15 protein-coding genes are annotated in these 15,245 nt (G+C 60.4%); all 15 read left to right on the top strand.

The genetic code is table 11. The annotated features are described in order from the left end of the window. The 15 genes from DFP86_RS11155 to DFP86_RS11085 all read left to right on the top strand — a co-directional run bounded on the left by DFP86_RS11155 (position 1) and on the right by DFP86_RS11085 (position 15,236). Positions 1-594, top strand: a complete 594-nt coding sequence (locus DFP86_RS11155; protein ID WP_133681190.1) for an NADH-quinone oxidoreductase subunit C — start codon at positions 1-3, stop codon at positions 592-594. Further along, positions 587-1,840, top strand: a complete 1,254-nt coding sequence (locus DFP86_RS11150; RefSeq protein ID WP_133681187.1) for an NADH-quinone oxidoreductase subunit D — start codon at positions 587-589, stop codon at positions 1,838-1,840. Before DFP86_RS11155 ends, DFP86_RS11150 begins: the two co-directional genes overlap by 8 nt. Then, the gene (gene nuoE, locus DFP86_RS11145; RefSeq protein WP_133681185.1) at positions 1,840-2,313 is read left to right on the top strand and encodes an NADH-quinone oxidoreductase subunit NuoE; all 474 of its coding nucleotides are present in this window, start codon (positions 1,840-1,842) and stop codon (positions 2,311-2,313) included. The genes DFP86_RS11150 and nuoE overlap by 1 nt, the downstream gene beginning before the upstream one ends. Then, entirely contained in the window at positions 2,313-3,608 is a 1,296-nt protein-coding gene (gene nuoF / locus DFP86_RS11140) for an NADH-quinone oxidoreductase subunit NuoF (RefSeq protein WP_133681184.1), read from the top strand. Before nuoE ends, nuoF begins: the two co-directional genes overlap by 1 nt. 45 nt (positions 3,609-3,653) lie before the next feature. After that, entirely contained in the window at positions 3,654-6,011 is a 2,358-nt protein-coding gene (gene nuoG / locus DFP86_RS11135; protein ID WP_133681182.1) for an NADH-quinone oxidoreductase subunit NuoG, read from the top strand. Positions 6,012-6,014: 3 nt separating this feature from the next. Next, positions 6,015-7,061: an NADH-quinone oxidoreductase subunit NuoH gene (nuoH, locus tag DFP86_RS11130; RefSeq protein ID WP_133681180.1), complete on the top strand. Its 1,047-nt coding sequence runs from the start codon at positions 6,015-6,017 to the stop codon at positions 7,059-7,061. A gap of 17 nt (positions 7,062-7,078) precedes the next feature. Further along, a complete protein-coding gene (gene nuoI, locus DFP86_RS11125) occupies positions 7,079-7,567 on the top strand; it encodes an NADH-quinone oxidoreductase subunit NuoI (protein ID WP_133681178.1) in 489 nt (162 codons plus the stop codon). 9 nt (positions 7,568-7,576) lie between these two features. After that, positions 7,577-8,215, top strand: a complete 639-nt coding sequence (locus DFP86_RS11120; protein ID WP_133681176.1) for an NADH-quinone oxidoreductase subunit J — start codon at positions 7,577-7,579, stop codon at positions 8,213-8,215. Between the two features lie 26 nt (positions 8,216-8,241). Next, complete coding sequence (nuoK, locus tag DFP86_RS11115; RefSeq protein WP_243729367.1) at positions 8,242-8,547, top strand: NADH-quinone oxidoreductase subunit NuoK; 306 nt, start codon at positions 8,242-8,244, stop codon at positions 8,545-8,547. 28 nt (positions 8,548-8,575) lie between these two features. Then, positions 8,576-10,609: an NADH-quinone oxidoreductase subunit L gene (nuoL, locus tag DFP86_RS11110; RefSeq protein WP_133681172.1), complete on the top strand. Its 2,034-nt coding sequence runs from the start codon at positions 8,576-8,578 to the stop codon at positions 10,607-10,609. Between the two features lie 39 nt (positions 10,610-10,648). Then, positions 10,649-12,142 (top strand): NADH-quinone oxidoreductase subunit M, encoded by a 1,494-nt coding sequence (locus tag DFP86_RS11105; RefSeq protein ID WP_133681170.1) that lies wholly within the window; start codon positions 10,649-10,651, stop codon positions 12,140-12,142. Positions 12,143-12,157: 15 nt separating this feature from the next. Further along, the gene (gene nuoN / locus DFP86_RS11100) at positions 12,158-13,612 is read left to right on the top strand and encodes an NADH-quinone oxidoreductase subunit NuoN (RefSeq protein ID WP_133681168.1); all 1,455 of its coding nucleotides are present in this window, start codon (positions 12,158-12,160) and stop codon (positions 13,610-13,612) included. 8 nt (positions 13,613-13,620) lie between these two features. Beyond that, entirely contained in the window at positions 13,621-13,914 is a 294-nt protein-coding gene (locus tag DFP86_RS11095; protein WP_133681166.1) for a DUF2818 family protein, read from the top strand. 254 nt (positions 13,915-14,168) lie between these two features. Continuing rightward, positions 14,169-14,849, top strand: a complete 681-nt coding sequence (locus DFP86_RS11090) for a CsgG/HfaB family protein (RefSeq protein WP_133681164.1) — start codon at positions 14,169-14,171, stop codon at positions 14,847-14,849. A gap of 18 nt (positions 14,850-14,867) precedes the next feature. Continuing rightward, positions 14,868-15,236, top strand: a complete 369-nt coding sequence (locus DFP86_RS11085) for a DUF4810 domain-containing protein (RefSeq protein ID WP_208108310.1) — start codon at positions 14,868-14,870, stop codon at positions 15,234-15,236. The last annotated feature ends 9 nt before the right edge of the window (positions 15,237-15,245 follow it).

The raw sequence follows: 15,245 nt of genomic DNA, 5'->3' as shown, positions 1-15,245 counted from the left end.
ATGGCCTCCAAACTGGAAGCGCTCAAGGCGACCGTCGAGCAGGTGATGGGCGATAAGCTCGTGTCTGCTTCGCTCTCGCTGGATGAATTGAGCATCGTCTGTAAGGCAGCGGATCTGGTGGATGTGGCGCAGACCCTGCGCGACCACCCGTCGCTCGCTTTTGAGCAATGCGTCGACTTATGCGGCGTGGACTATCTCACGTATAAAGACTCTGCTTGGGATGGTGCGCGTTTCGCCGCCGTCTATCATTTGCTGTCGATCAAGCACAATGCGCGTTTGCGCTTGCGCGCGTTCGCCGAGGATGACGATTTCCCGGTGTTGCCCTCCGTGGTCAATGTCTGGAATGCCGCCAACTGGTACGAACGCGAAGCCTTCGATCTGTTCGGCATCGTCTTCGAGGGACATCCGGACTTACGCCGGCTGCTGACCGACTATGGCTTCATCGGCCACCCGTTCCGCAAGGACTTCCCGCTGTCCGGCCACGTGGAAATGCGTTACGACCCGACTCAGCAGCGCGTCATCTACCAACCGGTGACGATCGAGCCGCGCGAAATCACACCGCGCATCATTCGCGAGGAGAACTACGGTGGCTGAGATCCGCAATTTCACCCTCAACTTCGGTCCGCAGCACCCGGCGGCGCACGGTGTGCTGCGCCTGGTGTTGGAGCTCGACGGCGAAGTGATCGAACGCGCCGACCCGCACATCGGCTTGTTGCATCGCGGTACCGAGAAGCTGGCCGAGCACAAGACCTTCATCCAGTCGCTGCCGTACATGGATCGGCTGGACTATGTGTCGATGATGTGTAACGAGCATGCCTATTGCCTGGCCATCGAGAAGATGACCGGCGTGGACGTGCCGATCCGCGCCCAGTACATCCGCGTGATGTTCGCCGAGATCACCCGCATCCTGAACCACCTGCTGTGGATCGGCGCGCATGCGCTGGATATCGGCGCCATGACCATGTTCCTGTACGCCTTCCGCGAGCGCGAGGATCTGATGGATTGCTACGAGGCGGTATCGGGCGCGCGATTGCATGCGGCTTACTTCCGTCCCGGCGGCGTTTATCGCGATCTGCCGGACAGCATGCCGCAGTACACGGTTTCCAAGATCAAGAATGCTCGCGAGCTGGCTCGCCTCAACGAGCGTCGAGCCGGCACCATGCTCGACTTCATCGAGGATTTCACCCGCCGCTTCCCGACCTGTGTCGACGAGTATGAAACCTTGCTGACCGACAACCGCATCTGGAAGCAGCGTACCGTCGGCATCGGTGTGGTGTCGCCCGAGCGCGCGTTGAACCTGGGCTTGACCGGCCCGATGTTGCGCGGTTCCGGCATCGAATGGGATTTGCGCAAGAAACAGCCGTACGACGTTTACCGCGAAGTCGATTTCGATATCCCGGTCGGCGCGAACGGCGACTGCTACGACCGTTACCTGGTGCGTGTGGAAGAGATGCGCCAAGCCAACCGCATCATCGCTCAGTGCGTCGAGTGGCTGAAAAAGAACCCTGGCCCGGTGATTACCGGTAACCACAAGGTGGCGCCGCCGTCGCGCGAAGCCATGAAGAGCAATATGGAAGAGCTGATCCACCACTTCAAGCTCTTCACCGAGGGGATGCACGTGCCGGAAAGCGAAGTCTACGCCGCCACGGAACATCCCAAAGGCGAATTCGGCATCTACCTGGTGTCCGACGGCGCCAACAAGCCCTACCGGCTCAAGATCCGCGCGCCGGGCTATGCCCACCTTGCCGCGCTGGACGAAATGGCGCGTGGCCACATGATCGCCGATGCCGTCGCGATCATCGGCACGCAGGATATCGTATTTGGGGAGATCGACCGCTGATGCTGTCCGCAGAATCGCTTGCCAAAATTGATTTCGAGGTGGCCAAGTATCCTGCCGACCAAAAACGGTCGGCGGTGATGGGTGCCTTGCGCATCGCCCAGCAGGAAAAGGGCTGGCTCGCCACCGAAACCATCGAGTTCGTCGCCGACTACCTGGGCTTGCCCCCGGTGCAGGCCTACGAAGTCGCCACCTTCTACAACATGTATGACCTGCGCCCGGTCGGCAAATACAAACTGACCATGTGCACCAATCTGCCCTGTGCCTTGCAAGGCAGCGTCAACGCTGCCGAATACCTGCAGCGGAAGCTTGGCATCAAATTCGGCGAAACGACGCCGGACGGCAAGTTCACGCTGATGGAAGGGGAGTGCATGGGCGCCTGTGGCGATGCCCCGGTCATGCTGGTCAACAACCACAAGATGTGCTCGAAGATGTCTCCCGACGCCATCGATAAGAAACTGGCGGAGCTGGAATAATGACTATCTTCGTCTCTGGCGTGATTTTCGAGGGGGTGGATACCTCCGATCCGAACTGCTGGACCCTGGACGCCTACCGCGCGCGCGGCGGCTACAAGGCGCTCGAGCGGATCTTGCAGGACAAGATGGCCCAAGACGACGTCGTGGCCGAGGTCAAGGCCTCCGGATTGCGCGGTCGCGGCGGCGCGGGCTTTCCGTCCGGGCTCAAATGGAGCTTCATGCCGCGCAGCTTTCCGGGCGACAAGTACGTCGTCTGCAACAGCGACGAGGGCGAGCCGGGCACATTCAAAGACCGCGACATTCTGCGCTACAACCCGCATTCGCTGATCGAAGGCATGATCATCGCCGGTTACGCGATGGGCACCAAAGCGGGCTACAACTACATCCACGGCGAGATCTTCGAAGAGTACCAACGTTTCGAAGCGGCCTTGGCTGAGGCGCGCGCCGCGGGTCTCTTGGGACAGAACATCCTCGGCAGCGGCTTCGATTACGACCTGTTCGCCCACCATGGCTACGGCGCCTACATCTGCGGCGAGGAAACCGCGCTGCTCGAGTCGCTGGAAGGCAAAAAGGGCCAGCCGCGCTTCAAGCCGCCGTTTCCGGCCAGCTTCGGTCTGTATGGCAAGCCGACCACCATCAACAATACCGAAACCTTCGCATCCGTGCCGTTCATCATGCGCGACGGCGCGCAGAAGTTCATGGATCTGGGTAAGCCGAACAACGGCGGCACCAAGCTGTTCTCGATCTCCGGCCACGTCAATCGTCCGGGCAATTACGAGGTGCCGCTGGGCACGCCGTTTGCCACGCTGTTGGAGATGGCTGGCGGCATGAAGGACGGCAAGAAGCTCAAGGCGGTGATCCCGGGCGGTTCCAGTGCGCCTGTGCTGCCTGCCGAGATCATGATGGATCTCACCATGGATTACGACGCCATCGCCAAAGCCGGCTCCATGCTCGGCTCCGGCGCGGTGATCGTCATGAACGAGAACGTCTGCATGGTGAAGGCGCTGGAGCGCCTGGCCTACTTCTACCACGAAGAGTCCTGCGGGCAGTGCACGCCGTGCCGCGAAGGCACCGGCTGGCTCTACCGCATCATCCATCGCATCGAAAATGGAGAAGGGCGTCCGGAGGATCTGGATCTTCTGGCATCGATCGGCAACAACATGGCCGGGCGCACCATTTGTGCGCTAGCCGATGCCGCGGTATTCCCGGTACGCAGCTTTACCAAGCACTTCCGCCATGAGTTCGAATATCACATCGAACACAAGAAGTGCCTGGTCGAGCATCAATGGTGTTGATCCGGCGCCCTGTTAGGGTGCCCTTAATTCAGGTAGCTGACCGCTATGCTTGAAATCGAAATCGACGGAAAGAAACTGACGGTGCCGCAAGGCAGCACCGTCATGGATGCGGCCCACTCGGCCGGTACCTATATCCCGCACTTTTGCTACCACAAGAAGCTGTCCATCGCGGCCAACTGCCGCATGTGTCTGGTCGAAGTGGAAAAAGCGCCCAAACCGCTGCCGGCCTGTGCCACGCCGGTGACCGACGGTATGAAGGTGATGACCCATTCGCCGATGGCCAAGGCCGCGCAACAAGGCGTCATGGAATTCCTGCTGATCAACCACCCGCTCGACTGCCCGATCTGCGATCAGGGCGGCGAATGCCAACTGCAGGATCTGGCGGTGGGCTACGGCAACGGTCAGTCGCGCTACCAGGAAGCCAAGCGCGTGGTCGAAGCCAAGGACATGGGGCCGCTGGTCAGCGCAGAGGAAATGGCGCGTTGCATCCACTGCACCCGCTGTGTGCGCTTTACCGAGGAAATCGGCGGCCTGCAGGAAATCGGCATGGCCAATCGGGGCGAGCACTCGGAGATCTTGCCGTTCCTGGGCAAGACCGTGAATTCGGAAATCTCCGGCAACGTGATCGACCTGTGCCCGGTCGGCGCGCTGACCTCCAAGCCGTTCCGCTATAGCACCCGTGCCTGGGAGCTGTCTCGCCGCCGTTCGGTGAGCCCGCACGATGGCTTGGGCAGCAATCTTGTGGTGCAAGTCAAGCACAACCAAGTGATGCGCGTTCTGCCGCTGGAGAACGAAAGTCTTAACGAATGCTGGCTCGCCGATCGCGACCGCTTCGCCTATGAAGGTCTCAACGCCGACAGCCGGCTGCAAAAGCCGATGATCAAGCACGGCGGCCAATGGCATGAGACGGATTGGCAGACGGCGCTGGAATACGTGGTCAAGGGCTTGAAGGGCGTGGCGAACGACCACGGCAAGGACGCCATCGGCTTCCTGGCGAGCCCTCACGCCACGACCGAGGAACTGTTCCTCGCGCAGAAGCTGGCACGCGCCTTCGGTGTCGACAACATCGACTATCGTCTGCGCCGCAGCGATTTCAGCCTGGACGCCGCCCAAAGCGGCGCGCATTGGCTCGGTGGCGCCGTGGCCGATCTCAGTAGCGCCAACGCCATCCTGGTGGTGGGCAGTACCCAGCGCCAGGAGCAGCCGCTATTGGCAACCCGTTTGCGCCAAGCGGTGAAGAAGGGGACGGAGCTTTCGGTATTGCATGCGGTGGCGGAAGATCTGCTGACGCCGCTCTTCGCTCGTCTGACCGTCGCGCCGAACGCGCTGGTCAACGGCCTGGCCCAGGTGCTTAAGGCGGTTGCCGCCATCAAGGGCGAAACGGCCGGCGCCGACTTGGCCCTGGTGCAGGTCGGTGCCGAAGCCGAGCGCATGGCCGAGAGCCTGTGCCGCGCCGAGAGCGCAGCGCTGCTGTTGGGCAACGTGGCGCAGCATCACCCGGCCTTTGGCCAACTGTGGGCTTTGGCACAGGAGATTGGCCGCATCAGCGGTGCGCGTTTCGGTCTGACCGCCGAGGCTGCCAACAGTGTTGGCGCCGAGCTGATGGGCGTACTGCCGCATCGCGGCGCCATGGGCAGCAAGGCGACTGCCGGCGCCAATGCCGCGCAGATGATTGCCGAGCCGCGCAAGGCTTACGTGCTGCTCCATACCGAAGTCGAGTTCGATAGCTATAACCCGCAAGCCGCCGTGGCAGCGATGAAGGCCGCCGCCACCGTGATCGCGTTGACGGCCTATAAGGCGGATGGTTTGCTCGATTATGCCGATGTATTGCTGCCGGTCGCGCCGTTCTCGGAGACGGCCGGCTCGTTCATCAACATGGAAGGCCGTCTGCAGACCTTTAACGGCGCGGTGCGCCCACTGGGCGAAGCACGTCCGGCCTGGAAGGTGTTGCGCGTGCTGGGGACGATGCTCGGCTTGCCGGGCTTCGAATATACCTCGGTGGAGGAAGTTCGCGCCGAATGGCAGGGGATGGGCGAGATCGCCGCATTGCTCGACAATGCCGTCGCGCCGATGCCCGCCATCGATGCCTCGATCAAGGCCGGCTTGACCCGTGTCGGCGAAGTGCCGATGTATCAGGCCGATCCGATCTGCCGCCGCGCGGCATCGCTGCAGCAAACCGTTTGGGCCGCCGCGCCGCACGCCAGCGCGCATAGCAGCGTGCTGGCCGCCGCCGGGGTGAACGCCGGTAGCGAAGCGATCGTCCGCCAGGGCGAGGGCGCTGTCCGGGTGCGTATCGATGCCGACGACAGCTTGCCGCCCGATGCCTTGCGTTTGGCGACCGCGCACTCGGATACGCTGGCGCTCGGCGGCATGTTCGACCCGATCCAGATTACTCAGGGGTAAGCCATGGAGCTATTGCAATCCTATTTGGGCACTCAGCTTGGGTACGTGATCTGGACCCTGCTGAAAATCGTCGTCATCGTCGCCCCGATGATGCTTGCCGTGGCCTACCTGACCTACGCCGAGCGTAAGGTCATCGGCTACATGCAGGTGCGCATCGGACCGAACCGCGTCGGCCCGCTCGGCCTGTTGCAGCCGATCGCCGACGGCATCAAGCTGTTGATGAAGGAAATCATCCTGCCGGCCAAGTCGAGCAAGGGTCTGTTCCTGCTGGCGCCGATCCTGTCGATCATGCCGGCCCTGGCCGCCTGGGCGGTGGTGCCGTTTACCGACCACCTGGTGCTGGCCAACACCAACGCCTCGTTGCTGTACATCATGGCCATCACCTCGATGGGCGTGTACGGCGTGATCATCGCCGGCTGGGCGGGCAACTCCAAGTACTCGTTCCTGGGGGGGATGCGCTCGGCGGCGCAGATCGTGTCCTATGAAATCGCCATGGGCTTCGCGCTGGTTGGCGTACTGATGGTGTCGGGCAGCCTCAACTTGGTCGAAATCGTCAAGCAGCAGGGGCACGGTTTTGCCGGCGGTTCGATCTTGTCGTGGAACTGGTTGCCGCTGTTCCCGCTGTTCCTGGTGTATCTCATCTCCGGCGTGGCGGAAACCAACCGCGCACCGTTCGACGTGGCCGAGGGGGAGTCGGAAATCGTCGCCGGTTTCCATGTGGAATACTCCGGCATGGCATTCGCGATCTTCTTCCTGGCCGAGTACGCCAACATGATTTTGGTCTCCGCCATGACTTCGCTGATGTTCCTCGGCGGTTGGCTGTCGCCGTTCCCTGCGAGCTGGGGTTGGCTCGGGGCGGGCAGCTTTTTCTGGATGGCGGCGAAGATGTCGTTCGTGCTGTTCTGCTTCCTGTGGTTCCGGGCCACCTTCCCGCGTTATCGCTATGACCAGATCATGCGTCTGGGCTGGAAGGTGTTCATTCCGGTTACGCTGGTATGGGTGGTGGTACTGGGCGCCTGGATGATGAGCCCGGTTTCCCTCTGGAACTGATACTTTAGGCAAAGAGCATGGAATCGATTCGCAAGTTTTTCAAAACCTTCCTGCTGGTCGAGCTGGTACAGGGCCTGATGCTGACCGGGCGCCATTTGTTCGCGCGCAAGATCACCGTCCAGTATCCGGAAGAAAAGACGCCGCAATCGCCGCGGTTCCGCGGCCTGCACGCCCTGCGGCGCTATCCCAACGGCGAAGAACGCTGTATTGCCTGCAAGCTGTGCGAGGCAGTCTGTCCTGCGCTGGCGATCACCATCGAGTCGGATGAGCGCGCCGACGGCACCCGCCGAACCACGCGCTACGACATCGATTTGATCAAGTGCATCTACTGCGGCTTCTGCGAAGAGGCTTGTCCGGTGGACGCCATCGTGGAAACCCACATCCTTGAATTCCACGGCGAGAAGCGTGGCGACCTCTACTACACCAAACCGATGCTGCTGGCGATCGGCGACAAGTACGAGGCCGAAATCGCCGCCAACAAGGCGGCCGACGCCAAGTACCGCTAAGGGGGAGACATGAGCTTTACAACCGTTGTTTTCTACATATTGTCGGCGATCCTGCTGCTCGCGGCTTTCCGCGTGATCACCGCCAAGAACCCGGTGCATGCCGCCTTGTTCCTGGTGTTGTCGTTCTTCACGGCCTCTGGCTTGTGGATGCTGCTCGAGTCGGAGTTCCTGGCGATTTCGCTGGTGCTGGTCTACGTCGGCGCGGTCATGGTGCTGTTCCTGTTCGTGGTGATGATGCTCGACATCGACATCGAGAAGCTGCGCGAAGGTTTTTGGAAGAACTTTCCGCTGGCCGGCACCATCGCCATCATCATGGCCGGCGAAATGGCGCTGATCCTCGGCAGCCCCGAAGCCGGTCTCCACACCTATCCGGCGCGCGCGCCGTTGTCGGCCGACTTCAGCAACGTGCGCGAGCTGGGCGTGCTGATGTACACCCGCTATATGTACGCGACCGAGCTTGCCTCGGTGGTGCTGCTGTTGGCCATTGTCGCTGCCATCGCGCTGACCCAGCGTCAACGTAAGGACAGCAAGGCCATGAATGTCAGCGAGCAAGTCGCTGTGCGCGCCGTCGATCGCGTTCGCATCGTCAAGATGGCGGCCGCACCGGTGGATACCGCCGCGACCGACGAAGATCAACCCCAGGCCTGACGGCCACCCACGAAAAAGGAGGCATCGTGCTGACACTCACACACTTCCTGGTGCTGGCCGCGATCCTGTTTGCCATCAGCGTGCTAGGGATTTTCCTCAACCGTAAAAACATCATTGTGCTGTTGATGTCGATCGAGTTGATGTTGCTGGCGGTGAATTGCAACTTCATCGCGTTCTCGCATTACCTGTCGGATACCGCAGGGCAGATCTTCGTCTTCTTCATCCTGACCGTGGCGGCGGCCGAGTCGGCCATCGGCCTGGCCATCCTGGTGGTGCTGTTCCGCAATCTGCGCACCATCAATGTCGAAGACCTGGGGAGCCTCAAGGGCTGATGCATAACCAAAATACAAAGCAGACAACATGGATATGAAAACCCTACTACTGCTGATCGCGCTGGCTCCGCTTGCCGGATCGATCGTTGCAGGCCTGTTTGGCTGGGCGATCGGCCGGCGTGCTGCGCACGTGGTCACCATCGCCGGCGTGGCCGTGTCCGCCATCCTGTCGCTCAAGGTGCTTTCCGGCTTCGTATTCGGGCATGCGCCGGTGTTCAACGAGCCGGTGTATACCTGGCTGACAGTGAACGGCAACACCTATTCGGTCGGTTTCCAGATCGACGCGCTCTCGGCGTTGATGATGGCCGTGGTGACCAGCGTGTCGCTGATGGTGCATATCTACACCATCGGCTATATGCAGGAAGACCCGGGCTACCAGCGCTTCTTCAGCTACATCTCGCTATTCACCTTCTCGATGCTGATGCTGGTGATGAGCAACAACTTCATCCAGTTGTTCTTCGGCTGGGAAGCGGTGGGCCTGGTGTCCTACCTGCTCATCGGTTTCTGGTTCAAGCGACCGACCGCGATCTTCGCCAACCTGAAGGCCTTTCTGGTTAACCGGGTGGGCGACTTCGGCTTCCTCCTGGGTATCGGCCTGATACTGGCCTATTTCGGCGGCTCGCTCGAATACCGCGACGTCTTCGCCATGGCGCCGCAGCTTGCCGCAAAGACCATCGAACTGATCCCGGGGCACGCCTGGTCGCTGATGAGCGTCACCTGCGTCCTGCTGTTCGTCGGTGCCATGGGCAAGTCGGCGCAATTCCCGTTGCATGTGTGGCTGCCTGACTCGATGGAAGGTCCGACGCCGATCTCGGCGCTGATCCACGCGGCTACCATGGTGACGGCCGGTATCTTCATGGTGGCGCGCATGAGCCCGCTGTTCGAGTTGTCGGATACCGCGCTCAACTTCATCATGATCATCGGCTCGATCACCGCGTTGTTCATGGGCTTCCTCGGCGTGGTGCAAAACGACATCAAGCGTGTGGTTGCCTACTCGACGCTGTCGCAACTGGGGTACATGACCGTGGCGCTCGGCGCTTCGGCCTACTCGGTGGCGGTGTTCCACGTCATGACCCACGCCTTCTTCAAGGCGCTGCTGTTCTTGGCCGCAGGTTCGGTGATCATGGGCATGCATCACGATCAGGACATGCGCAACATGGGCGGCCTGCGCAAGTACATGCCGATTACCTGGCTGACCTCGCTGGTCGGGTCGCTGGCGCTGATCGGTACGCCGTTCTTCGCCGGCTTCTACTCCAAAGATTCGATCATCGAGGCGGTCAACCAATCGCAGCTGCCGGCAGCCGGCTTTGCCAGCTTCGCGCTGACGGCCAGCGTGTTCGTCACCGCGCTCTATTCGTTCCGTATGTACTTCATGGTGTTCCACGGCAAGGAGCGCTGGAAGCTGAACGTGCACGAGCACGAGGCCGACGCGCATGACGAAGACGAACATCATCATGGCCTGGGGCCCAACGACAATCCGCACGAATCGCCATGGGTGGTAACCCTGCCGCTGGTGCTGCTGGCGATCCCGTCGGTGGTCATCGGCTACCTGGCGGTCGGCCCGCTGGTCTACGGCGACTTCTTCAATGGCGCGGTCGTGATCGACGCCATCAAGCATCCGGCCCTGCTGCATTTGGGCGAGGAGTTCCACGGTGCCACAGCCATGGCGCTCGAATCTCTGCGCTCGTTGCCGCTGTGGTTGGCCGCTGCCGGCGTGCTGGCAGCCTGGATCGGCTACATGAAGGCGCCGCAATTGCCGGACGCGATTCGTCGCCGCATCAATGGCGTCTATGTCCTGCTCGTCAACAAGTACTACCTGGATGAGCTGTACTTTGCGGTCTTTGCCAAGGGCTCTCGCTGGCTGGGCAATGCTTTCTGGAAGATCGGCGACATGCTGCTGATCGACGGTCTGTTGGTGAATGGATCCGCGGCCATGGTGGCCTCGATCTCGCGCCTGACCCGTCGCTTGCAGACCGGCTTCATCTACAGCTATGCCGCCACCATGATTCTTGGCGTGCTGGCTTTGATGACCTATTGGTTCGCACCGCTGATCTTGCGCTGAGCCACGAAAAACCGGGATTGAAAACACAAGGTTTCGACTATGTTGACTAATGTTCTAAGTCTGGTGATCTGGGTGCCGATTCTGTTCGGCCTCTTGGTCCTGGCAACCGGCAGCGATGCCCATGCCCGCCTCGCGCGCTGGATCGCCGTGGTGGGGGCGTTGGCGGGCTTCCTGCTTTCGCTGCCGCTGTTTACCGGCTTTGCCGAACTGCATGGCGGCATGCAGTTCGAAGAAATGCATCCCTGGATCGAAGCGCTCAACATCAACTACCACCTTGGCGTTGATGGCATTTCGATGCTGTTCGTGGTTCTCAACAGCTTCACCACGCTTTTGGTGGTGATCACCGGTTGGGAAGTGATCCAGAAGCGTACCGCGCAATACATGGCGGCCTTCCTGATCATGTCCGGTTTGATCAACGGCGCCTTCGCCGCGCTCGACGCGATTCTGTTCTACGTGTTCTTCGAGGGCATGCTGATCCCGATGTACCTGATCATCGGTGTCTGGGGCGGGCCGCGCCGGGTGTATGCGTCGATCAAGTTCTTCCTGTACACGTTGTTGGGCTCGCTGCTGATGCTGGTGGCCTTCATCTACCTGTACAACAAGGCGGGCAACACCTTCGAGATTTCGGCCTTCCAGGATCTGAAGATCGCCTTCGACGTGCAAATCATGCTCTTCATCGCCTTCTTCCTGTCGTTCGCCGTCAAGGTGCCGATGTGGCCGGTGCACACCTGGTTGCCGGACGCGCACGTCGAGGCGCCGACCGGCGGTTCGATGGTGCTGGCGGCGATCACGCTGAAGATCGGCGCTTACGGCTTCCTGCGCTTTGCGCTGCCGATCGCACCGGACGCTTCGCGTTATCTGTCCGGCTTCATGGTGACGCTGTCGCTGATCGCGGTGGTGTACATCGGCCTGGTGGCGCTGGTGCAGACCGATATGAAGAAACTGGTGGCCTACTCGTCGATTTCGCACATGGGCTTCGTGACGCTCGGCATCTTCATGTTTGCCGGCAACACCCAGAACGTTTACGCCGTCGAAGGCGCACTGATCCAGATGGTGTCGCACGGCTTCGTATCGGCTGCGATGTTTATGTCGATCGGCGTCATGTACGACCGCATGCATAGCCGCAACATCGGCGATTATGGCGGCGTGGCCAACAAGATGCCGATGTTCGCCGCCTTCATGATGTTGTTTGCCATGGCCAATGCCGGTTTGCCGGCGACCTCGGGCTTCGTCGGCGAGTTCATGGTGATCCTCGGCGCGGTGCAGGTGAACTTCTGGTATGCGGCGCTCGCCGCCACGACGTTGATCTTCGGCGCGGCCTATACGCTGTGGATGTTCAAGCGCGTGATCTTCGGCGAAGTGGCCAACGACCACGTGGCCGAGCTCAAGGACATCAACAAGCGCGAGTTCCTGGTGCTGGCGCTGTTGGCGTTGACCGTGCTTGGCATGGGGCTGTATCCGCAGGCTTTCATCGACAAGATGCACCCGGCGGTGAACGATCTGATTGCCCACGTGGCGCAAAGCAAGCTGTAAGGCAAGGAAAACACAATGAACTGGGCTACTTTGAACCTGATGCCGGCCTTGCCCGAGCTGTTCCTGCTCTCGGCGGTGCTGGTCTTGCTTGTGATCGACATGTTGCTCGACGACGAGCGGCGCGGTGTCCTCTACGGGTTGTCGCTGGCGACGTTGGCGGGCTGTGCTGCGATGCAGTACCTGGCCTGGACACCGGTACCGGTCGAAACCTTTCAGAAGATGTTCGTGGCCGACCCGCTGTCCGGCGTTATCAAGTTCTTCCTGTACGGCGTGACCGCCGCCGTGCTGATCTATACCCGGCAATACGTGGCGGATCGCCAGATGTTCAAGGGCGAGTACTTCACGTTGACGCTGTTCGCCCTGCTCGGTATGAACGTCATGGTCTCGGCTAGCCACTTCATGACGTTGTACATCGGCCTCGAACTGTTGTCGTTGGCGCTCTACGCCCTGATCGCGCTGCGTCGCGACTCGGTGCCGGCAACCGAGGCCGCGATGAAGTACTTTGTGCTCGGTGCGCTGGCCTCCGGTCTGCTGCTGTATGGCATGTCGATGGTGTATGGCGCGACGGGTTCGCTGGACATCGCCACCATCGCCCGCGTCATCGCCTCCGGCAACGGCAATACCGTGCTGTTGGTCTTCGGTCTGGTGTTCCTGGTTGCCGGGCTGTGCTTCAAGCTGGGTGCCGTGCCGTTCCACATGTGGGTGCCTGACGTCTATCAAGGCGCGCCGACCGCCATCACGCTGATGATCGGTTCCGCGCCCAAGCTCGCGGCCTTCGTGTTCCTCACGCGCATTCTGGGGCAGGGGATGGAAGCACTGCTGTCGCAGTGGCAGGGCATGCTGATGATCGTCGCCGTACTGTCGATGGCGCTGGGCAACCTCACCGCGATCGTACAGACCAACATCAAGCGCATGCTGGCCTACTCGACCATCTCGCACATGGGGTTCCTGCTGGTCGGTTTCCTGACCGGCAACGCCGAGGGGATGTCGTCCGCCATGTACTACGCCATCATCTACGTGCTGATGTCGCTTGCGGCGTTCGGTGTGCTGTTGGCGCTATCGCGCGCCGGCTTCGAATGCGAGAAGGTCGCCGATCTCAAGGGGCTGAACCAACGCAACAGCTGGTATGCGTTTCTGATGCTGCTGGCCATGTTCTCGATGGCCGGTATCCCGCCGCTGGCCGGTTTCTACGCCAAGTTCGCGGTGATTCGCGCGGCGGCCAATGCCGGGATGGTTCCGCTGGCGGTCTTTGCCGTGCTGATGTCGCTGATCGGCGCTTTCTACTATCTGCGCGTGGTCAAGGCGATGTATTTCGACGATGCCGAAGAAGATGCCGCCATCGAAGTGCGTGCGGACATGCGTTTGGTGCTGTCGCTGAACGGCTTGGCACTTCTGGCGCTGGGCGTGCTGCCGCAGCAACTCGTGGCACTGTGCATGACCGCCGTCAAGCAATCGTTGACCTCTCTCTGAGCGCCGCCATGCAAGCCAGTGTGACCGTCCTGCTGATTGTGGCGCTGATCGCCGCCAACCTGCCGTTTTTGCTCTCGCGCATCGGCGGGGTGGTGGCGACGGCCCACAAGCGTTTTGCCTGGCGCTTGCTGGAGTTCGTCGTGCTGTATCTGCTGGTGGGAGTGTTTGCCCGCTTGCTGGAAGCCCGATTGATGCCGGTGCATGAGCAGAACTGGCAGTTCTATGCCAGCACCTTCGCCTTGTTCGTCGTCTTCGCGTTCCCCGGCTTTACCTGGCGCTACTTCTGGCATCCGCGCTCCTGATCCTGGCCGGGGACTTTGTCCCCGGCATCGCATTTACCCTGTTCCGTTCCTGCCTCTGACCCCGCGGTTTTCCTTTTTCGATTGTTTGACAATTCGTGACGAAACCCGCTTAGACTTGTGCAAATGTTGCCGATGGCGCAACAATGACTATCTGAAATGAATATTTAAGTTGTTACTTATACACATCATCATTGATGTCTTTATAATGTTTATCTTTTTGTAAATTGTTTGCCTTCGAGGTGGAGAGAAAGCTCATGTTCAACCAACCCGCGAAGCCTTTGCTGGCTTTAGCCGCACTTGTCGCCCTGTTGACCGGCTGTGCGACCGAGACGTCCCAGTCATTGGCCGTTCAGCAAGTGAGCAGTGCCGCTCGGCCTTATAACGGACTGCGCGCGCCGATCGCCGTCGGCAAGTTCGACAACCGTTCTAACTATATGCGTGGCGTTTTCTCCGATGGCATCGATCATGTCGGCTCGCAGGCCAAAACCATCTTGATTACCCATCTGCAGCAGACCAATCGCTTTAATGTGCTCGATCGCGACAACATGGCGGAGATCCAGCAAGAGGCCGGACTGCAGAAAAAGACCCAATCGCTGAAGGGGGCGGACTTCGTCATTACCGGCGACGTGAGCGAATTTGGCCGTAAGGAAGTCGGTGACGACCAGTTGTTCGGCCTCCTGGGCAGTGGCAAACAACAGATCGCCTACGCCAAGGTCAGCCTGAACGTTGTCAATACCCACACTTCCGAAGTCGTGTATTCCAGCATGGGTGCCGGCGAGTACAAGTTGTCGAATCGCGAAATCCTCGGTTTTGGCGGCACGGCCAGCTATGACTCCACGTTGAACGGTAAGGTGCTTGACCTGGCGATTCGCGAAGCCGTCGATCATCTGGTCGAAGGCATCGAGTCGGGCGCGTGGCATCCAAAGCAACAATAATCGACGGACAGAACGAAAATGAAATCGACAATGCAGAAACGGGGCGGCCTGGTGTTGATGCTGGCTGCATGTGCCGGACTCGGCGCCTGTGCATCGCAGCCGCAGACCATGTATCAATGGGAAGGTTACCAGCCGCATGTATATAGCTATCTGCGCGGCGACCAGAAAAGCGGGCCGGATAAGCAGATCGCAGAAATGGAAGAGGATTTGCAGAAAATCCGCGCCAAGGGCAACACGCCGCCGCCGGGCTACTACGCCCATCTGGGCATGCTCTATGCCAGTATCGGCAACAACAGCATGATGCTGCAGAATTTTCAGGCCGAGCAAAAGCTATTTCCCGAATCGGCGCCTTACATGAACTATCTGCTGTCCAATCTGAAAAAATAGAGATCGACA

It is taken from the genome of Paludibacterium purpuratum, from assembly GCF_004363805.1.
In the GTDB taxonomy this organism is placed as follows: domain Bacteria; phylum Pseudomonadota; class Gammaproteobacteria; order Burkholderiales; family Chromobacteriaceae; genus Paludibacterium; species Paludibacterium purpuratum.
Note: the sequence above shows the minus strand (reverse complement) of the source record. Positions and strands in the feature narration are given on the sequence as shown.